Raw genomic sequence first — 24,982 nt, forward strand, 5'->3', positions numbered from 1 at the left:
TACAATACCGGGATGACCGCAGAACGTTACGACATCCTCGCCGCCTTGCGCGATGCCACCGCTGCCCGCCATGCCGAACTGGACGGCGGGATGCCGCTTGCCCGGCCGGCGGCGACGCTGGACGACTACCGTGACCACCTCGCGCTGCTGCATCGCTGGCTGCTGCCGATCGAGGCCTGGCAACAGCGTTTCACGGATGGCCCGCAGTGCGCCGCATTGCTGGCGCCGATGCCGCACCTGCCGCTGATCGAGGCCGACCTGGCCCATCCGTCGCTGGAACGCAGCGGCCCCTTATCCGCCACAGCACCTGCCGCGCCGGCCTGGCATGGCCGCGACAGTGCCGCCTATCGCTGGGGCGTGTCATACGTGATCGAAGGCTCGCGGCTGGGCGGCGCGGTACTGTATCGCCGGCTGGCGGAACGGCTGGCGCCGCACCCGCTGCGCTACCTGCACCCCGGCACGCCGCCCGGCCCGCGCTGGCAGCACTTCATCCGCACGCTGCGCGCGCAGGTACACGACGAAGCCGCCATCGCCGAGGCCTGCCGGGGCGCGTGCGACGCGTTCGACAGCCTGATCGCCCTGCGGCGCGCTGCAGAGGCCGCTTCTACCGTGCCGTCACAGGCCGCCGCATGAACGGAAAGCCGGGCACCCAGGTGGTGCCGGTCCCTCCGGTCGGCCTGGACAACTGCGCGGATGAACCGATCCACATCCCAGGCCTGGTGCAACCGCATGGCGCACTGCTGGCTTTCGCGGCCGACGGCACGCTGCGCGCATGGAGCGCCAACGCTGCCGAACTGCTCGGCTTCACGCCCGCCATCGGCATGCCGTATGGCCAGATGGCGCTGGAGGCGGTCGTGGTGGAGCAGTTGCGCGCCTGCCTGGAGGAAGGCGCCGATTCGCCGAGCGGCATCGAAACGCGCGGCAACGGCCATACTTTCGATTGCGTCGTGCACGGCAACGGCACCCATGCGATCGCCGAATTCGAATTGCGCCAGGTGGCCGCCGACGCGCTGGCTGCCTTTGCGCTGAAGGCCCATGCGGCGATCGAGCGGTTGCGCCGCCAGCGCTCGACCGAGGCGCTGTTGCGGCATGCCGTCGAGCAGGTCCGCGAAATCACAGGCTTCGACCGCGTGATGGCCTACCGCTTCCGCCACGACGACAGTGGCGACGTGGTTGCCGAGGCGCGCGCCGAGGCACTGGCGCCGTTCCTCGGCATGCGCTACCCGGCCGGCGACATTCCGGCGCAGGCGCGCCGCCTGTACACCATCAACACGCTGCGCCTGATCGCCGACGTCGGCTACACGCCGGTGCCGGTGCTGGGCGTGGCCGGCGACCCGCCGCTCGACATGAGCCATAGCGTGCTGCGCAGCGTATCGCCGATCCACGTGGAGTACCTGCAGAACATGGGCGTGGGCGCGTCGATGAGCGTGTCGATCGTGATCAATGGCCGGCTGTGGGGCCTGATCGCGTGCCACCACATGGCGCCGCTGCGCGTGCCGTACTCGGTGCGGATGGCGTGCGACGTGATGGCGCAGGTGCTGGCCGCTTCCGTGCAAAGCATCGACTCGCGCGAGCGGGCGGCGCTGGCCGAACAGGCCGCGGTGGCGCGCACGCGCCTGATCGAAACGCTGCTGCACGAGGACGACGTGCTGGCCGCCCTGGAGCACCATGCCGACGAACTGGCGACCAACCTGGCGGCCGATGCGCTGGTCTTCGCGCAGCAGGGCAAGTTGACGGCGCACGGCGTGGACGAGGAACTGGCCGCGGCCATCGTCGCCTCGCTGCCGCCGGACGGCGACGAGATGCTGCACCGCTTCAGTCGCGAGCAGTGGCCGGAATCGTTGCGCGAATGCATCGGCCCCTGGGTCGGCATGCTGGCGCTGCATTTCGACCCGGCGACGGCCGGCTGGCTGCTGGCGCTGCGCAGGGAGCAGATCGAAACGGTGCGCTGGGCGGGCAAGCCAGACAAGCTGGAAAGGACCGGCCCGCTGGGCCACCGCCTGACACCGCGCGGCTCGTTCGACGAATGGGTGGAATCGGTGCACGACAAGGCGGTGCCGTGGGAACCGGGGCGCCTGATGGTGGCCGACCAGCTGCTGGGAGAAATGCACCGTGCCAGCATGGCGCGCCATGCCGAGACGGAAAAGGCGCGCATGCAGTTGCTGGCGATGCTGGGCCACGACCTGCGCGATCCGCTGCAGTCGATCTCGATGGCGGCCTCGGTATTGCAGCATGGCGCCCAGCCGCAGCAACTGGGGCAGCGCATCGAGCGCTCGTCCGGCCGGATGCAGCGACTGATCAGCCAGGTACTGGACATGAGCCGGCTCGACAGCGGCCTGGGACTGGCGATGCGCAAGACCGAGGTCGACCTGTCGAAGATGGTGGAAGACCTGCTCGATGAAATCCGCATGGCGCATCCCGGCACCGTGTATCACGCCGAGCTTGCCCCCGATGTGCTCGGCTGCGCCGACCCGGACCGGATGGCGCAGGTGATCAGCAACCTGCTCAGCAATGCACGCCACCACGGCGCCAATGGCCTGCCGATCCTCGTGTCGCTACGCGAGGAAGACGGCCAGGCGGTGCTGGAAGTGCGCAACGACGGCGCGCCGATCCCTGCCGAACTGGAAGCGCAGCTGTTCAACCCGTTCAAGCGCATGGCGCTGCAGAACCGCGCCAACCGCACCGGCATGGGCCTCGGGCTGTATATCGCCGAGAACGTCGTCAAGGGGCATGGGGGCAGCGTCACCTACCGCTATGAAGCGCCGCACGTGGTGTTCCGCGTTGCCTTCCCGCTGCGCGCCGCCTGAGAATGTTGCTTGAAAATGGGGTCCGCCGGAGCGCCGTACCGCCCCATTTTTTGAGCAACATTTTTATTGGGCTTTCTCCGCTGGTGGATAGGGACCGCCCTTCAGCTCCACCGTGTTGCCCTCCGGGTCCGTGATGTAGATCGACGGGCCCTCCCCTTCGGCGCCATAGCGCGGTTCGGCCGGTTCGCTGGGCACGCCGAACCGGTCCAGGTGCGCGCGGATCGCGGCTTCGTCGAACGGCTCGACGCGGAAACAGAAATGGTCGACATTGCGGCCCTCTTTCCCCGGCGGCGCGCCGCCCATCCGGCCGAGCTTGCCGTGCACGGGCACCAGGTCGACCAGCGCGCTGCCGGCGCGCAGCTGCACGAGGCCGAGCTCGTCCTGCCGCCGCTCGATTGGGCAGCCCAGCACGTCGCCGTAGAAGCGGATCATCCTGTCCAGGTCGATCACGCGCAACACGATGTGGTCGAGTTCACGGATGCATATCATCGGTTCTCCTGTTTGCCCGGCCATGCCGCCATGACGAAATCGATGGTGCGGTACAGCTCGTCCCTGGTCGCGCCGCCGGCGGCCTGCACCGCCATGCCCTGCACGATCGTGGCGACGAAGCTGGCCAGCTGCGCCGCGTCGGCATGGGCCGGCAGGTCGCCCTCGGCAACCGCGCGTTCGAGACGCTGGCGCAGGCGCTGCTCGCGTGCGCTGCGCAGTGCCACCAGCTCGTCGCGCAGCGGGCGCGCCTCGTCGCCGCAGGCCAGCGCACCGCTGGTGCCGAGGCACCCATGCGGGCTGTCGGGGCAGGTTTGCACATCGGCCGAGCCGCGCAGCAGCCGCTCCACCACTTCGCGCGAGGTGGCCGCCTCCAGCGCCGCATCGCAGAAGTCCAGCCGCGTGCTCTGGTAACGCTCGACCGCGCGGCGGAACAGCGCCTCCTTGTTGCCGAATACCGCGTACAGGCTGGGCCGGTTCATGCCCATCGCCGCGGTCAGTTCCGGCAAGGAACTGCCTTCGTAGCCTTTTTCCCAGAACACTTCCATCGCGCGGTCCAGCGCGTCGTCCTCGTCGAACGTGCGCGGGCGCCCCGTGCGGGGGCGGCTCGGCCGGTCCGGCGGGTCCATCGTCTTGTGCGTCATTTCTTTCATACCGATCGGTTAAAAAATTCCTTGACGTGTGGTGCTGCCCCGATAGATTATAACCGGACGGTTAAAAACTCAAGGAATTCATGATGCATGCTCCCGCCACGTCCACTCCCGATCCCCTTCCCGCCGCACCGGACGACGGGCCGCCCGGCCTCGCTGCCTGGCTGGCCGTCCTGTCGGTGGGCATCGGCGCCTTCGCGCTGGTCACCGCCGAGTTCCTGCCGGTCGGCCTGCTGCCGCAGATGGCTGCGGATCTGCATGTCACCGAAGGCCTGGCCGGACTGCTCGTGACCGTTCCCGGCATCGTCGCCGCCATTTCCGCCCTGGCGGTGACCGTCGGTGTGGGGCGGGCCGACCGGCGCCATGTGCTGTGGGGGCTGATGGGCGTGATGGTGATCTCGAACCTGCTGGTAACGTTCGCCACGTCGTTCTGGCCCATCCTGCTGGGCCGTTCCCTGCTGGGTATCGGTGTGGGCGGCTTCTGGTCGATCGGCGTCGCCATCGGACCGCGGCTGGTGCCGCTGCGCTACACCACCCGCGCCACCGCGCTGATCTTCGGCGGGGTCTCGATCGGCACCGTGGCCGGTGTCCCGGCCGGCGCGCTGATCGGCGAACTGTTCGGCTGGCGCACCGCGTTCGGCATCGCCGCCGGCATCGGCGTGCTGGTGCTGGCGATCCAGGTCTTCCTGCTGCCGCCGCTGCCGCCCACCAGGGCCACGAAGGCGCGCGACCTGCCGCTGCTGCTGAAGAATGCCAAGGCCCGGGTCGGCCTGGCGGCCACGGTGCTGATGTTCGTCGGCCAGTTCGCCGCCTACACCTACATCACGCCCTTCCTCGTGCAGGTATCGGCGATGAGCGTGCGCACGGTCAGCGTCCTGCTGCTCGCCTATGGCGCTGCCGGATTCCTCGGCAACATCGTCGGCGGCTGGGCCGCGGAGCGCAGTGCCCGCGGCGCACTGATCGGCACGGGACTGGTCGTCGGCCTGGCAACGGTGGCCTTGCCGCTGTTCGGCCAGAATGCGATTGCCGCGACGGTCCTGGTCATGGTATGGGGACTGGGTTTCGGCGCGATGCCGATCTCCCTGCAGAACTGGATGTTCCGCGCCGCGCCGGACGGCATGGAAACGGGTGGCGCACTGTTCGTCGCTACCGCGCAGGTGGCGCTGGCCTCGGGCGCGGGCGTCGGCGGCCTGGCCGTCGACCACCTGGGCGTGCCGAGCGCGATGCTGGTCGGCGGCGCATTCGCACTGGCCACCGCCGCGGTCGGCTGGCACTTCGGCCGCGAACGCAACCGTACCACGCTGCATGCCGTCCACTGAGGGCCCGCCCCAAAACCGGTGACAGACACCAGTTATTCTGGAATATTCGTTGCAAAAAAACCGGTGACAGACACTAGTTATTCTGGAACATCCGTTGCAAAAAAACGGGTGTCTGTCACCGGTTTTAGAGCCTGCCACCGGTTTTCGGGTGTCAGATGCGGCCGCGCCTGAATTCGGCGAGGAATTTTCTGGCCTGCGCCGGGGTCAGCACGACCACGGCATCGCCATGGTAGACATACAGGAATGGCGCGCCGCCGAGCCGGTCGGTTAGCTTCGCATGGACCAGGAAGCGCGTGCCTACCGGGTAATCGGTGACGAACGCGCGCGAGCATTGCACGCGCAGCAGCGGATGGTAGGCCTGGCCGACCATCGGCCGCACGCGCACGGTGCCCCGGTCGTCGAACGTTTCCACGGCCACCTCGCGGTAGGCGGACAGGTCGCGTGACATTCAGCGCGGCCCCGTCATTCCGGGCGCAGCACCAGCAGCGCGACCGCTTCGGCGTTGATGCCCTCCTCGCGGCCCAGGTAGCCCATCTTTTCGTTGGTCTTCGCCTTGACGTTGACCTGGTCCGGCTCGACGCCCAGGTCGGCAGCGATGTTGGCAACCATCGTGGCGATGTGCGGCGCCATCTTCGGCCGCTGGGCGATGATCGTCGCGTCGACGTTGCCGATGTCGTAGCCCGTCGCTTTCACCCTGTCCGCGGCGGCGCGCAGCAGCACGCGCGAATCGGCGCCCTTGAATTCGATGGCGGTGTCCGGGAAGTGCTTGCCGATGTCGCCCAGCGCGGCGGCGCCGAGGATTGCGTCGGTGACGGCGTGCAGCAGCGCATCGGCATCGGAGTGGCCGTCGAGCCCTTTGACGTGGGGAATGTCGACGCCGCCGAGTATCAGTTTGCGGCCTTCGACGAGACGATGGCTGTCATAGCCCTGGCCGATGCGGAACGGGAGTTTTTTCATTGCGTGGATTCCATCGATAAATACATTTCGGCGATACGGATGTCGGCCGGCAGCGTCACCTTCAGGTTGCGCGGATGGCCCTCGACCAGCCGCGGCGACAGGCCGAGCAGTTCGACGGCGCTGGCGTCGTCGGTGATCGCATCCGGATCGGGCGCTTCCTCGAGCGCACGTCGCAGCAGCGCGCTGGGAAACATCTGCGGCGTCTGGGCCAGCCATAGTCCGTCGCGCGGCGTGGTGGTGACGGTGCCGCCGCGCTTGCTTTTCACCGTGTCGACGACCGGCAGCGCGAGCAGGCCGCCGGCCGGCTCCGCGCCCGCTTCGGCGACCAGCTTTTCGATCAGTTCCGGCGTCAGACCGGGCCGCGCCGCGTCGTGCACCAGCACGCGGTCTTCCGCGCCGATGCGCGATGCCAGCAGCCGCAGCCCGTTGCGGATCGATTCCATCCGCGTGGCGCCGCCGCAGCGCAGCACCGTCACGCCATCCAGGTCGGCCGGCAATACGTCGTCGGCATAGCCATCGTCCGCGCTGACGACGACGTACGTGTGCGCAACCAGTGGCGAACGCAGGAACGCCTCGACCGTATGCCGCAGCATCGGCTTGCCCAGCAGCGGCAGGTATTGTTTCGGATAGCCTGCCGCCATCCGCGCACCCACGCCGGCGGCGGGGATCAATGCAAAATAATTCATGTCTTGTTCAGGTTCAGCGCCCGGCGCGCGTCTTGACGAGGATCTTCTGGATCTCGCCACCGCAGGCCTTCGACAGCCGGGCATATTCGGCCGGTGCATCGATCGCCGCCTGCACCGCCTCCACCTTGGCCATCTCGGCCTTGATGTACGGCAGCCAGCCGGAATCGATCTCGAACGACAGCGCCGTGCGCGCCGTGCCGCGCGGCGCATAGAACGGCTTGCCGCCGAAACGTTTCGCCAGTGCGGCGGCCACGGTCTTCTCCACTTTGGGCAGGTGGTCCATGTAGGCCTGCATATGGCGCATCTCGTGCGCCAGGATTTCCCTGTAGCCGCACGAACCCGCCGGGAACTCGCTGCCCACGTAGATCTTCACCGGTGCGTACGTCAGTTGCACCTTCAGCTGCGGCGCGATGCATTCGTAGCCGCTGGCCGGATCCTGCAGCATCGCGCCCTCGGCGCCAACCTGCACCACCGATTCGGTGCGCGTCAGGCCCAGCACGAATTCATTGCGGCGCGCCACGCCCTTCATGGCGGTCAGCATCTTATACGACAGCTGCGTGTTGATCGTGTAGCCATTCTGCTTTGCCGAGAACACGGAGACGGTCTTCTTGATCGTGTCCTCGCAGCGCACCTGGAAAGCGGTGCGCGCCGGCGCGGCCTGCGCGGCCTGCGCCGCGAACAGCAGGAAGAACAGGACCAGCAACAGGAAGAACGGCAGCGACGGCACCAGCGAAATGCGCGGCATGGTCAGCCCAGCTTCCAGTCCCCGCGGTGCAGCTTGTCGAGCCAGAACGTGCCGATGATCGTCTTCACGTCCGTGATGCGGCCGGTGCGCACCCACTCGAGCAGCTCGTCCAGCGTGGCGGTGAAGCATTCGAGGAATTCGCCCTCGTCCAGCTTCGCTTCGCCTTTCGTCAGGCCGCGCGCCAGGTACAGGTCCAGGTGCTCGTCCGAATAGGCGATGGCGTTGTGGATGGTGGCCACGAACTGCCAGTCGGTGGCGGTGTAGCCCGTCTCTTCTTCCAGCTCGCGCTTCGCGCTGTCGAACGGGTCTTCGCCCTCGTCGATCTTGCCGGCCGGGAACTCGATGAAGACCTGGGAATTCGGATAGCGGAACTGGCGTTCCAGCAGGATGCGGCCATCGTCCAGCACCGGCAGCACGACCACTGCGCCGGGATGGCGGATGTATTCGCGGCTCGTCACGGCCCCGTTGGGCAGCCGGACATGGTCTTTGTGGATCTTGAGGAAACCGCCGTCGTAGGCGATGCCGCCGTCGACCTTCACTTCTTCCAGGTGAGCGTCGTTGCTCATGCAAACTCCCGTGATCGTAAAGGCCACAGTGTAGCAGCGCCGCGCATCCGGCGATGCCTCAGTGGCGCTTCCTCAGGTAGCGGACCACGAAGCCGGGAAAAGCGAGGACGAGGAACATGCAGGCTGTAATCGCGTAGAACTCCCACGTCTGCGGGAAAACGGTACCGATGCGCCCTTCCAGCGCGCGGCCGATGCCGCCGACGACGAAGTACAGCACCGTCAGTTCGAGCAGCCGCACGAGGAAGGGTTTGGCGGGGGGCCGCCCGGCCCCGTCCGCCGAAGAAAAGGCGAATGGAACCAGGGCGAGGAAGCGCTCATTGAAGAACGGCAGGTTGGCCAGCACCAGTGCCAGCAGGATGACCAACCAGGCCGCGGCGCCGATATCCATGGATCAGGACGCCAGCGTCTTGCTCATTGCGTGCATGCACGCGTTGAGCAGCGGGCCGGGGACCACGCCCAGCACCACGACCATCAGGCCATTGATGGCCAGCACGACGTTCTTGTCGCCGGCAACCCGGATCGGTGCCGTGTCGGCCGGCTCGTCGAACCACATCACCTTCACGACGCGCAGGTAGTAGAACGCACCCACCAGCGACGCCATCACGGCGAACACGGTCAGCCACAGGTGGCCGGTCTTCAGCACGGATTGCAGCACGGTCAGCTTGGCCATGAAGCCCATCATCGGCGGCACGCCGGCCAGCGAGAACAGCAGCACGGTCATCAGCAGCGCGTACCAGCCGGAGCGCTTGCCCAGGCCCTTGAAGTCGACCAGCTCTTCGGCCTCGTGTCCGGCACGGGCCAGCACCATGATCAGGCCGAAAGTGGCCAGCGTGGTCAGCACGTAGGTGATCGAGTAGTACATCGCCGCGCTGTAGGCAGCCGTACCGTTGGACTGGTCGGTGCCGACGACACCGGCCATCATGCCCAGCAGCACGAAGCCCATCTGTGCGATCGTCGAGTAAGCCAGCATGCGCTTCAGGTTGGTTTGCGCGATCGCGGTCAGGTTGCCGATGACCAGCGACATCACGGCCAGGATCAGCAGCATCTGCTGCCAGTCGAACGCCAGCGGGATCAGGCCTTCCACCAGCAGGCGCACGACGATGGCGAACGTGGCCAGCTTCGGCGCGCCGCCCAGCAGCAGCGTGACGGCGGTCGGCGAGCCCTGGTACACGTCCGGCACCCACATGTGGAACGGCACGGCGCCCAGCTTGAACGCCAGGCCGGCGACGACGAACACCAGGCCGAACACGAGGATCGTGTCGTTGATGGTGCCGGCGGCGATCTTGGCCGACATCGTGGTCAGGTCCAGCGTGCCGGTGGCACCGTACAGCATCGACATGCCGTACAGCAGGAAGCCGGAAGCCAGCGCGCCCAGCACGAAGTACTTCATCGAGGCTTCGGTGGCGTTGGTGTTGTCACGGCGCAGGGCGACCAGCGCGTACAGCGACAGCGACATCAGTTCCAGGCCCAGGTAGATGGACAGGAAGCTGTTGGCCGAGATCATCACCATCTGGCCCAGCGTGGAGAACAGCGCAAGGCCGTAGAACTCGCCGCCAAGGGCGCCGCCCAGCATGCCGCGGTCGGTCGTGTACTGGCGTGCATACACCAGCGTGACACCCACCGCCAGGTAGGTGAACAGCTTCAGCAGGTTGCCCATCGGATCGGACACGACCATGTTGTTGAATGCATAGGTCGTGGCGCCGGTGGCGAAATCGCCGTACGTGATCACCGCCGCGCCGGCCAGGGCCAGCAGCGACAGCATGTACGTGATGTTCCGTTTCGCGGCAGGCAGGTACACGTCGATCAGCAGGATCGCCGAGGTGGCGATCAGCAGGAAGATCTCCGCGTAGATCGGTGCGAGATTGGTATCGTTCGGATTCATGTAACTAGGGTCCTATCTGCAATCATTGCGCAATCTTGGTCTGCGCGACGTGCTGGAGCAGGTCGGCCACCGAGGTTTGCATCGTATCCGTGAACGGCGCCGGGTACAGGCCCATGTACAGGGTCGCGATCGCCAGCAGGCCCAGCATCAGGAACTCGCGGTTGTTCAGGTCCTTCAGCTCGGCCACGTGGTGGTTCGCCACCTTGCCGAAGATGACGCGCTTGGCCATCCACAGCGAGTAGGCGGCGCCCAGGATCAGCGCGGTCGCGGCCAGGATGCCGGTCACGAAGTTGAACTGCACGGCGCCCAGGATCACCATGAACTCGCCGACGAAGCCCGACGTGGCCGGCAGGCCGCAGTTGGCCATCGAGAACAGGATGAAGAACGCGGCGAACTTCGGCATCTTGTTGACGACGCCGCCGTAGTCGGCGATCTGGCGCGAGTGCGCCTGGTCATACAGCACGCCGATGCACAGGAACATCGCGCCGGACACGAAGCCGTGCGAGATCATCTGCATGATGGCGCCCTGGGTACCCATGTCGTTGAACATGAAGAAGCCCAGCGTGACGAAGCCCATGTGCGCGATCGACGAGTAGGCGACCAGCTTTTTCATGTCCTTCTGGACCAGGGCCACCAGGCCCACGTAGATCACGGCGATCAGCGACAGCACGATGACGACGGGTGCCAGGTCGCGCGAGGCGTCCGGCGTGATCGGCAGCGAAAAGCGCAGGAAACCGTAGGCGCCCAGCTTCAGCATGATCGCGGCCAGCACGGCGGAACCGCCGGTCGGCGCTTCCACGTGCACGTCCGGCAGCCAGGTGTGCACCGGGAACATCGGCACCTTCACGGCGAACGCCATGAAGAAGGCAACGAAGATCGCGACCTGCTCGGTCATCGTGAGCGGCAGCTGGTGCCATTCGAGGATGTTCCACGAACCGGACTTGTTGTACAGGTAGATGATCGCGACCAGCGTCAGCAGCGAGCCGAGGAACGTGTACAGGAAGAACTTGAACGCCGCATACACGCGGTTGGCACCGCCCCACACGCCGATGATGATGTACATCGGGATCAGCGTGGCTTCGAAGAAGAAGTAGAACAGCAGGCCGTCCAGCGCGGTGAACACGCCGATCATCAAACCCGACAGGATCAGGAACGCACCCATGTAATGGGCCACGCGCTCCTGGATCACTTCCCAGGCGGAGATCACGACGATGATCGTGATGAACGCGGTCAGCGGCACGAACCACAGCGACAGGCCGTCGATGCCCAGCGTGTAGAAGATGTTGAAACGCTCGATCCAGGGCGAGCTTTCCAGGAACTGCACGCCGTGCGCGGCATTGTCGAACTGCGTGAACAGCGGGATCGTCGGCAGCAGCGAGACGATCGAGCCGATCAGTGCCAGCACGCGTACCAGTCCGGCGCGCGAATCGCGGCCGATCGCCAGGATGATGACGCCGAACAGGATCGGCAGCCAGATCGACAGGCTGAGGTAAGGAGGAAGATTATTAATCGTTGACTGCATCTTTTATCTCTTTTGCGTGTGGCGTTAGGCGTGCCAGAACGGCAGGAAGTACACCAGGAAGCCCAGGATGCCGATGATCATCACGAACGCGTAGTGGTAGATGTAACCCGTCTGCGCCAGGCGCGTCAGCGACGAGAACCAGCCCACCAGTTTTGCCGAGCCGTTGACGACGAAGCCGTCGATGATGGCACGGTCGCCAACCTGCCACAGGCCGTTGCCCAGCACGCGTGCGCCCTTGGCGAACACGGCCTGGTTGAACGCGTCCATGTAGTACTTGTTGTCGAGCAGCGTGTGCAGGAACTTGAACTTCTCGTAGAACCACGCCGGAACACGCGGATTGATCATGTAGCAGTAGTACGACGCCGCCACGCCGGCCAGGGCCAGCCAGAACGGTGCCGTCTGCAGGCCGTGCAGGGCCATCGCGACGGGACCGTGCCACATTTCGTTCAGCTCGGCCATCGCAGGGTGCTTGGCCGCGTCGACGAAGATCACGTTGTTGAAGAAGTCGCCATGCAGCATCGGGCCGGCGGCCAGGAAGCCGATGATCACCGAAGGGATCGCCAGCGCGGCCAGCGGGAACCAGACGACGAACGGCGACTCGTGCGGCTTCTGGCCCGGCTCGAGGCCATGGTGGCCATGGTCGTCTTCCTCTTCCTCGTGGTGCGCATCCGAATCGTGCAGCGCATGCGGGTCGCCATGGGCCGCCTTGGCCGTCGCATGATCGTCATGCTTGGCATGGTGGTCGTCATGGCCGTGCGCATGGGCTTTACCGAAGTTTTCCGGACCGTGGAACACGCGGAAATACATGCGGAACGAGTAGAACGCCGTGATGAACACGCCGGCCAGCACCGCGAAGTTCGCGAAGCCCGCGCCCGGCAGGTTGGTGGCGTGCACCGCCTCGATGATCGAATCCTTCGAGTAGAAGCCCGAGAAGAACGGCGTGCCGATCAGTGCCAGGGAACCCAGCAGCGACGTGATCCACGTGATCGGCATGTACTTGCGCAGGCCGCCCATGTTGCGGATGTCCTGGTCGTGGTGCATGCCGATGATCACGGAACCCGCGCCGAGGAACAGCAGCGCCTTGAAGAACGCGTGCGTCATCAGGTGGAACACGGCGACCGAGTAGGCCGACGCGCCCAGCGCGACCGTCATGTAGCCCAGCTGCGACAGCGTCGAGTAGGCAACCACGCGCTTGATGTCGTTCTGGATGATGCCCAGGAAGCCCATGAACAGCGCCGTGATCGAGCCGATGATCAGGATGAACGACAGCGCCACGTCCGACAGTTCGAACAGCGGCGACATGCGCGACACCATGAAGATGCCGGCGGTAACCATCGTCGCGGCGTGGATCAGTGCCGAGATCGGGGTCGGGCCTTCCATCGAGTCGGGCAGCCACACGTGCAGCGGGAACTGGGCCGATTTGCCCATGGCGCCGATGAACAGGCAGATGCAGGCCACGGTGATGACCATCCAGTCGGTACCCGGCAGCGTTGCGTTGACCAGCAGGTCCTTCTTGGCGAAGGCTTCCTGGTAATCCATCGTGCCGGTGTAGGCCAGGATCAGGCCGATGCCGAGGATGAAGCCGAAGTCGCCCACGCGGTTCACGAGGAACGCCTTCATGTTGGCGAAGATCGCGGTCGGGCGCTTGTACCAGAAGCCGATCAGCAGGTAGGACACCAGGCCCACGGCTTCCCAGCCGAAGAACAGCTGCAGGAAGTTGTTGGCCATCACCAGCATCAGCATCGAGAAGGTGAACAGCGAGATATACGAGAAGAAGCGGTTGTATCCCTCGTCCTCAGCCATATATCCAATGGTGTAGATGTGCACCATCAGCGACACGAAGGTCACGACGCACATCATCATTGCGGTCAGCGAGTCGACCTGGAAGCCGACTTCGAAATTGATGCCGGCCACCGTCATCCAGCGATACACCGTATCGTTGTAGGTGGCGCCGTCCAGCACTTGCAGGAAGACCTGGAAGGAAATCAGGAACGCGACCAGCACGCCCAGGATCGTGGCGGCCGTGGCCACCTTGCGATTGACCACGTTGCCGAAGAACTTCGTGCCCAGCAGGCCCGCGATCGCGGACCCCGCCAGTGGCGCGAGGGGTACAGCGAGGAGAAGGTTAGGGTTAAGCCCCGTCATGATGAACCTATCTGTTTATTATTCGAGGGTTAAAAACTAGCCTTTGAGGCTGTCCAGGTCTTCGACGTTGATGGTGTCCAGGTTACGGAACATCAGCACGAGGATCGCCAGGCCGATTGCCGCTTCCGCCGCCGCCACCGTGAGGATGAAGAACACGAAGATCTGCCCCGCCGCGTCGCCCAGGAAGTGGGAGAACGCGATGAAGTTGGTGTTCACCGCCAGCAGCATCAGTTCGATTGCCATCAGCAGCACGATGACGTTCTTGCGGTTCAGGAAAATACCGACGATCGCGATCGCGAACAGGATCGCGCCCAGGACCAGGTAATGTGCCAGTGACAGGGTCATGGTGCCTCCTTGGTTGCTACGGTCGACGCCACTTCTTTCTTGACGGCGTCCATCTTGACGATCTTCAGGCGGTCGTTGCGCTTGACGCGCACGGCCTCGCCCGGATCGAAGTACTTGATGTCCTTGCGGCGGCGCAGCGTCAGCGCGACGGCGGCGACGATCGCCAGCAGCAGGATCACGGCGGCCACTTCGAACGCGTAGATGTACTGCGTGTAGATCAGCATGCCCAGCGCCTTCGTGGTACCGATGGTGTTGGCCGCTTCAGGCACCGGCGTTTCCACGCCGAAGCTGCGCCACAGCACGGAAGCCATCTCCAGCACGATGATGCCGCCGACGATCGACGCTACAGGCAGGTAGCTCCAGAAGTTCTTGCGCAACTCGGTCTGGTCGATGTCGACCATCATCACGACGAACAGGAACAGCACCATCACGGCGCCCACGTAGACGAGCACCAGCACGACGGCGAGGAACTCGGCTTTCAGCAGCATCCAGATGCCGGCTGCCTGGAAGAAGGCCAGCACCAGGAACAGTGCCGCCGTCACGGGGTTGCGCGCCGTGATCACGCGTGCCGCGGAAACCACCATGATGGCCGCGAACACGTAGAACAAAACGGTTGTAAAAGTCATGTGTAAGTCCGATTCAGATCAGCGATACGCGGCATCCGCGGCGCGGTTGGCGGCGATGTCCGCCTCGTAGCGGTCGCCGACAGCCAGCAGCATCTCCTTGGTGTAGTACAGGTCGCCCCGCTTTTCACCGTGGTATTCCAGCACGTGCGTCTCGACGATCGAATCGACCGGGCACGACTCTTCGCAGAAACCGCAGAAGATGCACTTGGTCAGGTCGATGTCGTAGCGCGTGGTGCGGCGCGTGCCGTCATCGCGTTCGTCGGATTCGATCGTGATCGCCATGGCCGGGCACACTGCTTCGCACAGCTTGCAGGCGATGCAGCGTTCTTCGCCGTTCGGATAGCGGCGCAGCGCGTGCAGGCCGCGGAAGCGCGGCGACATCGGCGTCTTCTCTTCCGGGTACTGCACCGTGATCTTGCGCGAGAACATGTACTTGCCCGTCAGCGCAAGCCCTTTGATCAGTTCGGTCAGCATCATGCTGCCGATAAAATCTTTTACTCGAGTCATTTTGTGCGCTTCCTTACTTCCAGATGTTCCACGGCGTCTGCATCCAGGTCGCGACGAGCACGAGCCAGAACAGCGTGAGGGGAATGAAGACCTTCCAGCCCAGACGCATGATCTGGTCGTAGCGGTAACGCGGGAAGGTACCACGCACCCAGATGAACAGCGACACGATCAGGAACGTCTTCAGGAACAGCCAGAAGAAGCCGCCGAAACCGCCGCCGAATTCGAGGAACGCGAACGGTGCGGACCAGCCGCCCAGGAACATGATCGATGCCAGTGCGCCGACGAGGATGATGTTGGCGTATTCGGCCAGCATGAACATCGCGTAGGACATGCCGGAGTACTCCACCATGTGGCCGGCGACGATTTCCGATTCACCCTCGACGACGTCGAACGGTGCGCGGTTCGCCTCGGCCAGGCCGGAGGTCAGGTACACGACGAACAGCGGCAGCAGCGGCAGCCAGTTCCACGACATGAAGTTCACGCCCATGTCGGCGAAGCGGCCCACCTGCTGGCTGGTGACGATATCGATGAAGTTCAGCGAGCCGGACACCATCAGGATCACGACCAGCGCGAAGCCCATCGGGATCTCGTACGAGATCATCTGCGCCGATGCACGCATCGCGCCCATGAACGAGTACTTCGAGTTCGACGACCAGCCGGCGATGATGATGCCGTACACCTCCATCGACGTGATCGCCAGCAGCACCAGCAGGCCGGCGTTGACGTTGGCCAGCACGGCTTCCGGGCCGAACGGCACCACCGCCCAGGCAGCCAGCGCCGGCATGATGGTCATCACCGGGCCGATCACGAACAGGCCCTTGGCGGCCTTGGTCGGGATGACGATTTCCTTCAGCAGCATCTTGATGCCGTCGGCCATCGGTTGCAGCAGGCCCATCGGGCCCACGCGGTTCGGGCCGATACGGATCTGGATGAAGCCGATCAGCTTGCGCTCCCACAGCGTGGCGTAGGCCACCATGCCGAGCAGCGGCATCAGCACGCATAGCAGCTTGATCATCGTCCAGACGAACGGCCAGGCCGCGCCCAGCGCGTCGGCGCCGGCGGTATTGATGGTATTGACGAATTCCAGCGCCATTATTTGCCCTCCCCTGCGGCAGTTCCAGCTTTAGCGACCGAGATCGGACCGAACATGCCGCCCAGCGTCGCGGTCGAAGCGTGGGCCGCGGAGACGCGTACCACGTTGGCCGGCAGGCCGGCATCGACACGCGCTTCCAGGATCGCCGAACCGTTACCTTGCAGTACCTGCACCAGGTCGCCCGATTTCACGGCGATCTGTTCGGCCAGCGCGGCCGAGATGACAGCCTTCGGCGCCTGCGCGTCGACGGTGGCCTGCAGCGGCCCCGAACGGCGCACCAGCGCGTCGGCGAAGTAGATCGGCACGTCGGCGATGCGTTCGAGTTTGTCGCCGGCACCGAAGGAAGCGGCTTGCGGCGCCGCGTTCGAGACGTTCGACAGCTTCGACGAAACGTCGGCAACGCCAGCACCCAGCACTTCGTCGCGGATCGCTTCCGAGGTTTCGTAGTCGAAGCCCGGCAAGCCCAGGATGTTGCCCAGTACGCGCAGCACCTTCCAGGCCGGACGTGCGTCGCCCAGCGGTTTCACGGTGCCGTTGAAGCTTTGCGCACGGCCTTCGCAGTTCACGAAGGTACCGGACGTTTCGGCGAACGGCGCGACCGGCAGCAGCACGTCGGCATATTCCGTGCCGTGCTTGAAGGCGGACATGACCACGACCATCTCGGCACTGGTCAGAGCGGCCACGGCTTGCGCCGGGTTGGCGGCGTCGAGTTCCGGTTCGGCGTTCAGCAGCACGTACGCTTTCTTCGGCGTCGCGAATGCGGCTTCGGCCTTCTGCGAGAACGCGCCGGCAATGTAGCCGCCGACGGTGTTCGCCGCTTCGGTCAGGTAGCCGAACTTCGCGCCCGTCGCGTTGGCGATCCACTGCGCGGCGGCCGCGATCGCGGACGCTTGCGGGTGATGCACGGCGGCGTTGCCCAGGAAGACGGCTTTCTGTTCGCCGGACAGCAGGCTGGCGGCAGCGGCCTTGGCGGCGTCACTGAAGTCGCTGGAGAAGCCGGCCGGTGCCGCTTCGCCCTTGGCCGATGCCACGGCGGAGACGATGCCCGACAGCACGGCCAGCCAGTCGGACGGCGCGGCCACGATGTTGTTGGCCACCGTGATCAGGCTGTCGTCGCGGGTGGCGTGGACCAGCGTCAGCTGGCCGCCGTTCTTCACGGCGGCGCGCAGGCGCGATGCCAGCAGCGGGTGATCCTTGCGCAGGAACGAGCCGATGACCAGTGCTCTCTGGAGATTAGAGACTTCAGCGATCGGCATGCCCAGCCACGGCGTGACCTGGCCGTCCAGCGCGAAGTCGGTCTGGCGCAGGCGGAAATCGATGTTGTCCGAACCGATGCCGGAGGCCAGCTTCTTCAGCAGTGCCAGCTCTTCCAGCGTGGAATGGGCGGTCGCGTAAGCGGCGATCGCATCGGCGCCATGTTCGTGACGGATGTTTTTCAAGCCGTGCGCGATATATTCCAGCGCGGTCTGCCAGTCGACTTCCTTCCACTCGCCGCCCTGCTTCAGCATCGGCCGCGTCAGGCGGTCGGCGCTGGTCAGCGCTTCGTACGAGAAGCGGTCCTTGTCGGAAATCCAGCACTCGTTGATCGCTTCGTTTTCCAGCGGCAGCACGCGCTTGACGAAGCCCTGCTTGACCTGGACGATCAGGTTGGCACCCAGGCCGTCGTGTGGCGATACGGACTTGCGGCGCGACAGTTCCCAGGTACGGGCGCTGTAGCGGAACGGCTTCGACGTCAGCGCGCCGACCGGGCACAGGTCGATCATGTTGCCGGACAGCTCGGAGCTGACGGCTTCGCCGACGAAGGTGGTGATCTCGGCGTGTTCGCCGCGGCCCAGCATGCCCAGTTCCATCACGCCGGCCACTTCCTGGCCGAAACGCACGCAACGGGTGCAGTGGATGCAGCGGCTCATCTCCTTCATCGAGACCAGCGGGCCGGCCTCTTTCGGCACGACGACGCGCTTTTCTTCCTCGTAGCGGGAGTTGTTCTTGCCGTAGCCCACGGCCAGATCCTGCAGCTGGCACTCGCCGCCCTGGTCGCAGATCGGGCAGTCCAGCGGGTGGTTAATCAGCAGGAATTCCATCACCGACTTCTGCGCCTGCACGGCCTTCTCGCTGTGCGAGCGCACGATCATGCCCGCCGAGACGGGGGTGGCGCAAGCCGGCAGCGGCTTCGGCGCCTTTTCCACCTCGACGAGGCACATGCGGCAGTTCGCTGCGATCGACAGTTTCTTGTGATAGCAGAAGTGCGGGATGTAGGTTCCCAGTTTGTTGGCAGCGTCCATCACCATTGAACCCGGTGGGACTTCTACCTTTTTGCCGTCAATTTCGATTTCAACCATGATCAACGCTTTAGAAGGCCGACACAGGCACCAGGCAGTGCTTGTGCTCGACGTGATATTCGAATTCTTCGCGGAATTGCTTGATGAACGCGCGCACCGGCATCGCCGCGGCATCGCCCAGGGCGCAGATGGTGCGGCCCTGGATGTTGTCGGCGATCGAGTTCAGCATGTCCAGGTCGGTCTGGCGGCCCTGGCCGTGCTCGATGCGGTGGATCATCCGGTACATCCAGCCGGTGCCTTCGCGGCATGGCGTGCACTGGCCGCACGATTCCTCGTAGTAGAAGTACGACAGGCGTTCCAGCGCCTTGACCATGCAGCGCGTCTCGTCCATCACGATCACGGCGCCGGAACCGAGCATCGAGCCCGCCTTCGCGATCGAGTCGTAGTCCAGGTCGGTCTGCATCATGATCTCGCCGCGCACCACCGGTGCGGACGAACCGCCGGGAATCACGGCCTTGATCTTTTTACCGCCGCGCATGCCACCGGCCAGTTCCATCAGCTTCGCGAACGGCGTGCCCAGTGGAACCTCGTAGTTGCCCGGACGCTCGACGTCGCCGGAGATCGAGAAGATCTTCGTGCCGCCGTTGTTCGGCTTGCCCAGGCCCAGGTAGTTCTCGGCGCCGATGTTCAGGATGAACGGCACGGCCGCGAACGTTTCCGTGTTGTTGATCGTGGTCGGCTTGCCGTACAGGCCGAACGATGCGGGGAACGGCGGCTTGAAGCGCGGCTGGCCCTTCTTGCCTTCCAGCGATTCCAGCAGCGCGGTTTCCTCGCCGCAGATGTAGGCGCCGTAGCCGTGGTGCGCGTGCAGCTGGAAGCTGAACTCGCTGCCCATGATCCGGTCGCCCAGGAAGCCTTCCGCGCGGGCTTCTTCCAGCGCTTCCTCGAAGCGCAGGTAGTCCTGGAAGATCTCGCCGTGGATGTAGTTGTAGCCCACGGTGATGCCCATCGCGTACGCGCCGATGGCCATGCCCTCGATCAGCGAGTGCGGGTTGTAGCGGATGATGTCGCGGTCCTTGAAGGTACCCGGTTCGCCCTCGTCCGTATTGCAGACGAGGTACTTCTGGCCCGGGAACTGGCGCGGCATGAAGCTCCACTTCAGGCCGGTCGGGAAACCCGCGCCGCCGCGGCCGCGCAGGCCGGACGTCTTCAGCTCGGCGATGATCTGCTCGGGCGGGATCTTTTCCTCGAGGATGCGGCGCAGCGCCGAATAGCCGCCACGTTTCACGTAGTCGGCCAGGTGCCAGTTATCGCCGTTCAAATCCTTCAGGATCAGCGGATTGATGTGACGGTCGTGCAGCGAAGTCATTTCTTCAGTTCCTCCACCAGCGCGTCGAGTTTGTCGTTGTTCATGAAGCTGCACATGCGGTGGTTATTCACCAGCAGCACCGGCGCGTCGCCGCAGGCACCCATGCACTCGCCTTCCAGCAAGGTGAACTCGCCGTCGTCGGTGGTGTCGCGGTAGTCGATGCCCAGCTTCTGCTTCAGGTGCTCGCCGGCCTTCACGCCGCCGCTCAATGCGCACGGCAGGTTGGTGCACACGGTGATCTTGTGCTTGCCGATCGGCTTCAGGTTGTACATGTTGTAGAAGGTCGCCACTTCCTGCACGGCGATGGCCGGCATGCCGATGTAGTCGGCGATTTCCTTCATCGTTTCAGGCGACAGCCAGCCCAGTTCGACCTGGGCATGAGCCAGCGAGGCCATCACGGCCGACTGGCGCTGGTCGGCCGGGTATTTGGCCAACTCGCGGTCGATTTTTTTATAGCACTGCTCGGATAACATAATCTTTTCCTGCCTCGTTAGCGGTCGATACTGCCGAACACGATGTCCTGCGTGCCGATGATGGTGACGGCGTCGGCGATCATGTGACCGCGCGCCATTTCGTCCAGGCTCTGCAGGTGGGTGTAGTCCGGCGTACGGATCTTCAGGCGGTACGGCTTGTTGGCACCGTCGGAAACGATGTAGATGCCGAATTCGCCCTTCGGGTGTTCGATGGCCGTGTAGACCTCGCCCGGCGGTACGTGGAAGCCTTCCTGGAACAGCTTGAAGTGGTGGATCAGCGATTCCATGTTGGACTTCATGTCCACGCGCGACGGCGGAGCGACCTTGCGGTTGTCCGTCATGACCGGGCCCGGGTTGTTGCGCAGCCATTCGATGCACTGCTTGATGATGCGGTTCGACTGGCGCAGTTCTTCCACGCGCACCAGGTAGCGGTCGTAGCAGTCGCCGTTGGTGCCGATCGGGATGTCGAAATCCATCAGGTCGTACACTTCGTACGGCTGCTTCTTGCGCAGGTCCCACTGGACGCCCGAGCCGCGCAGCATGGCGCCGGTAAAGCCCATCGCCAGCGCATCTTCCGGCGAGACCACGCCGATGCCCACGGTGCGCTGCTTCCAGATACGGTTATCGGTCAGCAGGGTCTCGTATTCGTCGACATAGCCGGGGAAGCGGGTCGTGAATGCTTCCAGGAAGTCCAGCAGCGAACCCTGGCGGTGTTCGTTCAGGCGGTCGATTTCCTTCTGGCTGCGGATCGACGACGGACGGTGCTTCGGCATCGCGTCCGGCAGGTCGCGGTACACGCCGCCCGGGCGGTAGTAGGCCGCGTGCATGCGCGCGCCGGAGACCGCTTCGTAGCAGTCGAACAGGTCTTCGCGGTCGCGGAAGCAGTACAGGAACGGGCCCATCGCGCCGACGTCCAGCGCGTGCGCGCCCAGCCACATCAGGTGGTTCAGGATGCGGGTGATCTCGTCGAACATCACGCGGATGTACTGCGCGCGCAGCGGTACCTCGATGCCCAGCAGCTTCTCGATGGCCAGCACGTAGCCGTGCTCGTTGCACATCATCGACACGTAGTCGAGGCGGTCCATGTACGGCACCGACTGCAGGTAGGTCTTCTGCTCGGCCAGCTTCTCGGTGGCGCGGTGCAGCAGGCCGATGTGCGGGTCGGCACGCTGGATGACTTCGCCGTCCAGCTCAAGCACCAAACGCAGCACGCCGTGCGCTGCCGGGTGCTGCGGACCAAAGTTCAGGGTGTAATTCTTAATCTCAGCCATTATTTCATCCCGTATTTTTCTTCGCGGATCACGCGCGGCACGTTTTCGCGCGGCTCGATCGTCACAGGCTGGTAGATCACGCGGCCCTGATCGGCGTCGTAGCGCATTTCCACATAGCCGGCGACCGGGAAGTCCTTGCGGAACGGGTGGCCGATGAAACCGTAGTCGGTCAGGATGCGGCGCAGGTCGTTGTGGCCTTCGAACAGGATGCCGTACAGGTCGAACGCTTCGCGCTCGTACCAGTTGGCGGCACGCCAGATGTCGGTGATCGACTGCACCAGGGGCATCTCGTCGTCCGGGCAGAACACGCGCACGCGTACGCGCCAGTTGTGCTTCACGGACAGCAGGTGCGTCACGGCCGCGAAGCGCGGGCCTTCCCACGTGCCTTCGCCGTAAGCGGAATAGTCGATGCCGCACAGGTCGATGAAGGTATCGAAACCAAGTGCGGCATTGTCGCGCAGCGTCTGCATTACTGCGTGGTAGTCGTCGGCCTTGACGACCAGGGTGATTTCACCGAGGGCCACGGATGTCGTGACGCGCTCGCCCAGGGCGCTGGCCAGGGCGCCTTGCAAAGCTTCCAGTTTTGTTGTCATAGTTCTTGCGCGCCCCGTTTAACGTGCGATCGTATTGGTGCGCTTGATCTTGTTTTGCAGCTGCATGATGCCGTACAACAGTGCTTCCGCGGTCGGCGGGCAGCCCGGCACGTAGACGTCGACCGGCACGATGCGATCGCAGCCGCGCACGACGGAGTAGGAGTAGTGATAGTAACCGCCGCCATTGGCGCAGGAACCCATCGAGATGACCCAGCGCGGCTCCGGCATCTGGTCGTACACCTTGCGCAGTGCCGGTGCCATCTTGTTGCACAGCGTGCCGGCCACGATCATCACGTCGGAGTGGCGCGGCGACGGGCGGAACACGACGCCGAAGCGGTCCATGTCGTAACGGGCAGCGCCCACGTGCATCATTTCAACCGCGCAGCACGCCAGGCCGAACGTCATCGGGAACATCGACCCGGTGCGTGCCCAGTTGATCAGCTTGTCGGCCGAGGTGGTGATGAAACCTTCGTTTAATACGCCTTCAATAGCCATGGCTTATTCCCAATCAAGGGCACCTTTCTTCCAGATATACCAAAAACCGACGACGAATTCAGCGATGAACACCATCATCGTCACGTAGCCTTGCCAGCCCAGTTCGCGCATGGAGACGCCCCACGGGAAGAAGAACGCCGTTTCCAGGTCGAACAGGATGAAGAGGATTGCGACGAGGTAGTAACGCACGTCGAATTTCATGCGCGCGTCTTCGAAGGCTTCGAAGCCGCACTCGTAGGGGGAGAGTTTCGCCGCATCCGGGCGATATGGGCCGAGCAGGCGACCCAGGATCTGGGGAGCGACACCAACACCGATGCCCACCAGGATGAATAAAAGAACGGGGAAATAAGTTTCGAGGTTCACGATAGGGTCACAGCTGTTGTTGAACGACCGGTTGGCGAGGCGCCACACCATTGCGATGCGGCTTGAACGCTCGATCCCGATCAAACGCTGAGACGGGGACCGAACGACACATCCTCGTAAAAAAACCAGCTAGAGGCTGTGAGGACAAACTCCTTGGGCCTTTTGCTGGCTTCTCAAATTTCTGGTGCCGACGACGAGACTCGAACTCGTACAGCTTGCGCCACTACCCCCTCAAGATAGCGTGTCTACCAATTTCACCACGTCGGCATTAAGGCCGCTATTCTACTCTTCTTTGCGCCGTTTGTTAATGTCAATTGCGCGATATCAAGGAGAAAAACGGCAAAAACTTCAAAATTACTGGTTTTACTTCGGTGCTGCCGGCGCAGGCGCCGTAGCCGGCGCAGGCGCCGTAGCCGGCGCAGCCGGTGCAACTGGCGCAGTGCCGGCCGCAGGCGGCACGCCTTCGTTCGAGGCAGGCGGCACGCCGGCATCGGCGGCCGGCGCTGCCGGGGCAGCTGCGGGAATCGCCGCCGAACCCTTGACCGGCACGGTCACGTTCTGCAGCAGGCCACCGTCGCTGTTCGCGGTACGCCCATTGGACATCACCGCCAGGGCGAGCGTCGCACCGAAGAAGATCGCGGCCGCCAGTGCCGTCGACTTCGACAGGAAGTTCGACGAGCCGCTGGCCCCAAACAGGCTGCCGGACGAACCGGAACCAAACGCGGCGCCCATGTCGGCGCCCTTACCGTGCTGCATCAGCACCAGGGCGATGATCGCCAGCGCCGATAAAACCTGTACTACCACGACCAGATTGAACAAGGTGTTCATGCTATTCCATTCTCGATTTTAAATGCGCGGGCTTGCCGCCCGCCTACCCCACCCGTTGCCGGGATGTTCCTGCCCCGACGGCCATATTGGCCGACCGGTTATTAATCCATGCCGGCGCGATGATTGCCGGTTCGCCAACCCGGCAATTACCGGGAAGATAATCGGTATTGCCGCTGCCGGACAATATCAGTCCGCCGCCTTTGCAATACCCAGGAAATCCTGCGCCTTCAACGATGCTCCACCGATCAGGCCGCCATCGATGTCCAGCTGCGCCATCAGGTCCTTTGCATTGTCCGGCTTCATGCTGCCGCCATACAGGATCTGCACTTTCGCCGCCGCATCCGCGCTGCGCACTGCCACCTGCTTGCGCAGTGCCGCGTGCACTTCCTGCGCCAGCGCCGGAGTCGCCGTCTTGCCGGTACCGATCGCCCACACCGGCTCGTAAGCCAGAACGATCTTTTCCAGCGCCGGATTTTCCAGCACGTCGAGCACCGCCTGCAGTTGCGCGCATACCACGACGTTGGTGCGTCCGGCCTCGCGCTCTTCCAGCGTTTCGCCGACACAGACCACCGGCGTCAGCCCGGCGTTGAGCGCGGCGTGCGCCTTTTGCGCCACCAGTTCATTGCTTTCGTGGTGGTACGCGCGGCGCTCCGAATGACCCACGATCACGTAGCGGCATCCGAATTCCTGCAGCATCGACGCCGCCATCTCGCCCGTGTAGGCGCCAGCCGCATAGGCCGACACATCCTGGGCGCCCCACGCGACCGGGGTTCCGGACAGCTCCGCCTGGCACTGCGCCAGGTATGGCGCGGGAACGCACACTGCCAGATCGGCTTTGCCGGCGGCATGGCCGTCAACGATCCCGCGTAATAATACAGAATTGCCGGCAAGGCTGCCGTTCATCTTCCAGTTTCCGATGACGAGTTTGCGACGCATGGCTGTCCGAGTTGTTTGAGTTGTAAGGTAACCCGGGAT

Annotated in this window: 27 protein-coding genes and 1 tRNA gene; 3 read left to right on the top strand and 25 right to left on the bottom strand. The window is 64.3% G+C overall.

All coding sequences use genetic code 11. From position 1 onward, the window contains the following. Positions 1-12: 12 nt before the first annotated feature. Both FHS02_RS27765 and FHS02_RS27770 read left to right on the top strand, forming a co-directional pair. Positions 13-633 (top strand): biliverdin-producing heme oxygenase, encoded by a 621-nt coding sequence (locus FHS02_RS27765; RefSeq protein ID WP_137313926.1) that lies wholly within the window; start codon positions 13-15, stop codon positions 631-633. Beyond that, positions 630-2,807 (top strand): ATP-binding protein, encoded by a 2,178-nt coding sequence (locus tag FHS02_RS27770; protein WP_137313927.1) that lies wholly within the window; start codon positions 630-632, stop codon positions 2,805-2,807. The genes FHS02_RS27765 and FHS02_RS27770 overlap by 4 nt, the downstream gene beginning before the upstream one ends. Before the next feature lie 63 nt (positions 2,808-2,870). On the opposite strand, the gene FHS02_RS27775 is transcribed toward FHS02_RS27770, so the two are convergent. Then, entirely contained in the window at positions 2,871-3,296 is a 426-nt protein-coding gene (locus FHS02_RS27775) for a VOC family protein (protein ID WP_137313928.1), read from the bottom strand. Further along, positions 3,293-3,946 carry a TetR/AcrR family transcriptional regulator gene (locus tag FHS02_RS27780; protein WP_229430145.1) on the bottom strand — a complete coding sequence of 218 codons (654 nt, stop codon included), beginning with the start codon at positions 3,944-3,946 and terminating at the stop codon, positions 3,293-3,295. The genes FHS02_RS27775 and FHS02_RS27780 overlap by 4 nt, the downstream gene beginning before the upstream one ends. Before the next feature lie 80 nt (positions 3,947-4,026). On the opposite strand from FHS02_RS27780, the gene FHS02_RS27785 reads away from it, so the two are divergent. Then, positions 4,027-5,262, top strand: coding sequence for an MFS transporter (locus FHS02_RS27785; RefSeq protein ID WP_229422653.1), 1,236 nt, complete (start codon positions 4,027-4,029; stop codon positions 5,260-5,262). A 151-nt stretch (positions 5,263-5,413) separates the two neighbouring features. On the opposite strand, the gene FHS02_RS27790 is transcribed toward FHS02_RS27785, so the two are convergent. The 23 genes from FHS02_RS27790 to tpiA all read right to left on the bottom strand — a co-directional run bounded on the left by FHS02_RS27790 (position 5,414) and on the right by tpiA (position 24,943). Further along, the gene (locus FHS02_RS27790; protein ID WP_175424807.1) at positions 5,414-5,710 is read right to left on the bottom strand and encodes a hypothetical protein; all 297 of its coding nucleotides are present in this window, start codon (positions 5,708-5,710) and stop codon (positions 5,414-5,416) included. A 14-nt stretch (positions 5,711-5,724) separates the two neighbouring features. Beyond that, a complete protein-coding gene (gene ispF, locus FHS02_RS27795; RefSeq protein WP_137313929.1) occupies positions 5,725-6,219 on the bottom strand; it encodes a 2-C-methyl-D-erythritol 2,4-cyclodiphosphate synthase in 495 nt (164 codons plus the stop codon). Beyond that, positions 6,216-6,905: a 2-C-methyl-D-erythritol 4-phosphate cytidylyltransferase gene (gene ispD / locus FHS02_RS27800; RefSeq protein ID WP_137313930.1), complete on the bottom strand. Its 690-nt coding sequence runs from the start codon at positions 6,903-6,905 to the stop codon at positions 6,216-6,218. The genes ispF and ispD overlap by 4 nt, the downstream gene beginning before the upstream one ends. Before the next feature lie 13 nt (positions 6,906-6,918). Then, entirely contained in the window at positions 6,919-7,650 is a 732-nt protein-coding gene (locus FHS02_RS27805) for a hypothetical protein (RefSeq protein WP_137313931.1), read from the bottom strand. A 2-nt stretch (positions 7,651-7,652) separates the two neighbouring features. After that, entirely contained in the window at positions 7,653-8,216 is a 564-nt protein-coding gene (locus tag FHS02_RS27810) for an NUDIX domain-containing protein (RefSeq protein WP_137313932.1), read from the bottom strand. 58 nt (positions 8,217-8,274) lie between these two features. After that, positions 8,275-8,604, bottom strand: coding sequence for a DUF2818 family protein (locus FHS02_RS27815; protein WP_137313933.1), 330 nt, complete (start codon positions 8,602-8,604; stop codon positions 8,275-8,277). 3 nt (positions 8,605-8,607) lie between these two features. Continuing rightward, complete coding sequence (gene nuoN / locus FHS02_RS27820) at positions 8,608-10,098, bottom strand: NADH-quinone oxidoreductase subunit NuoN (protein WP_137313934.1); 1,491 nt, start codon at positions 10,096-10,098, stop codon at positions 8,608-8,610. A gap of 22 nt (positions 10,099-10,120) precedes the next feature. Continuing rightward, positions 10,121-11,620, bottom strand: coding sequence for an NADH-quinone oxidoreductase subunit M (locus tag FHS02_RS27825; RefSeq protein ID WP_137313935.1), 1,500 nt, complete (start codon positions 11,618-11,620; stop codon positions 10,121-10,123). A gap of 24 nt (positions 11,621-11,644) precedes the next feature. Beyond that, positions 11,645-13,765: an NADH-quinone oxidoreductase subunit L gene (gene nuoL / locus FHS02_RS27830; RefSeq protein ID WP_137313936.1), complete on the bottom strand. Its 2,121-nt coding sequence runs from the start codon at positions 13,763-13,765 to the stop codon at positions 11,645-11,647. Positions 13,766-13,801: 36 nt separating this feature from the next. Then, positions 13,802-14,110, bottom strand: coding sequence for an NADH-quinone oxidoreductase subunit NuoK (nuoK, locus tag FHS02_RS27835; RefSeq protein ID WP_131144713.1), 309 nt, complete (start codon positions 14,108-14,110; stop codon positions 13,802-13,804). Continuing rightward, positions 14,107-14,736 (bottom strand): NADH-quinone oxidoreductase subunit J, encoded by a 630-nt coding sequence (locus FHS02_RS27840; RefSeq protein ID WP_137313937.1) that lies wholly within the window; start codon positions 14,734-14,736, stop codon positions 14,107-14,109. Before FHS02_RS27840 ends, nuoK begins: the two co-directional genes overlap by 4 nt. Positions 14,737-14,754: 18 nt before the next feature. Beyond that, positions 14,755-15,243 (bottom strand): NADH-quinone oxidoreductase subunit NuoI, encoded by a 489-nt coding sequence (nuoI, locus tag FHS02_RS27845; protein ID WP_130188321.1) that lies wholly within the window; start codon positions 15,241-15,243, stop codon positions 14,755-14,757. Between the two features lie 13 nt (positions 15,244-15,256). Further along, positions 15,257-16,336 carry an NADH-quinone oxidoreductase subunit NuoH gene (gene nuoH, locus FHS02_RS27850; protein WP_137313938.1) on the bottom strand — a complete coding sequence of 360 codons (1,080 nt, stop codon included), beginning with the start codon at positions 16,334-16,336 and terminating at the stop codon, positions 15,257-15,259. Then, the gene (gene nuoG / locus FHS02_RS27855) at positions 16,336-18,675 is read right to left on the bottom strand and encodes an NADH-quinone oxidoreductase subunit NuoG (protein WP_137313939.1); all 2,340 of its coding nucleotides are present in this window, start codon (positions 18,673-18,675) and stop codon (positions 16,336-16,338) included. The genes nuoH and nuoG overlap by 1 nt, the downstream gene beginning before the upstream one ends. A gap of 10 nt (positions 18,676-18,685) precedes the next feature. Beyond that, entirely contained in the window at positions 18,686-19,984 is a 1,299-nt protein-coding gene (gene nuoF / locus FHS02_RS27860) for an NADH-quinone oxidoreductase subunit NuoF (protein ID WP_130188318.1), read from the bottom strand. Then, complete coding sequence (gene nuoE / locus FHS02_RS27865) at positions 19,981-20,457, bottom strand: NADH-quinone oxidoreductase subunit NuoE (RefSeq protein ID WP_137313940.1); 477 nt, start codon at positions 20,455-20,457, stop codon at positions 19,981-19,983. The genes nuoF and nuoE overlap by 4 nt, the downstream gene beginning before the upstream one ends. Positions 20,458-20,474: 17 nt before the next feature. Then, positions 20,475-21,728, bottom strand: a complete 1,254-nt coding sequence (locus FHS02_RS27870; RefSeq protein ID WP_137313941.1) for an NADH-quinone oxidoreductase subunit D — start codon at positions 21,726-21,728, stop codon at positions 20,475-20,477. Next, a complete protein-coding gene (locus FHS02_RS27875) occupies positions 21,728-22,321 on the bottom strand; it encodes an NADH-quinone oxidoreductase subunit C (protein WP_137313942.1) in 594 nt (197 codons plus the stop codon). The genes FHS02_RS27870 and FHS02_RS27875 overlap by 1 nt, the downstream gene beginning before the upstream one ends. A gap of 18 nt (positions 22,322-22,339) precedes the next feature. After that, positions 22,340-22,816: a NuoB/complex I 20 kDa subunit family protein gene (locus tag FHS02_RS27880; RefSeq protein ID WP_130188314.1), complete on the bottom strand. Its 477-nt coding sequence runs from the start codon at positions 22,814-22,816 to the stop codon at positions 22,340-22,342. 3 nt (positions 22,817-22,819) lie between these two features. After that, a complete protein-coding gene (locus tag FHS02_RS27885) occupies positions 22,820-23,179 on the bottom strand; it encodes an NADH-quinone oxidoreductase subunit A (protein ID WP_130188313.1) in 360 nt (119 codons plus the stop codon). Between the two features lie 182 nt (positions 23,180-23,361). Further along, a tRNA-Leu gene (locus FHS02_RS27890) sits at positions 23,362-23,446 on the bottom strand. 96 nt (positions 23,447-23,542) lie between these two features. Beyond that, a complete protein-coding gene (gene secG / locus FHS02_RS27895) occupies positions 23,543-24,007 on the bottom strand; it encodes a preprotein translocase subunit SecG (RefSeq protein ID WP_137313943.1) in 465 nt (154 codons plus the stop codon). A gap of 186 nt (positions 24,008-24,193) precedes the next feature. Beyond that, the gene (gene tpiA / locus FHS02_RS27900) at positions 24,194-24,943 is read right to left on the bottom strand and encodes a triose-phosphate isomerase (RefSeq protein WP_137313944.1); all 750 of its coding nucleotides are present in this window, start codon (positions 24,941-24,943) and stop codon (positions 24,194-24,196) included. Between the last annotated feature and the right edge of the window lie 39 nt (positions 24,944-24,982).

Origin of the sequence: Pseudoduganella umbonata (genome assembly GCF_014192225.1) — a bacterium.
Taxonomy (GTDB): Bacteria; Pseudomonadota; Gammaproteobacteria; order Burkholderiales; family Burkholderiaceae_D; genus Rugamonas; species Rugamonas umbonata.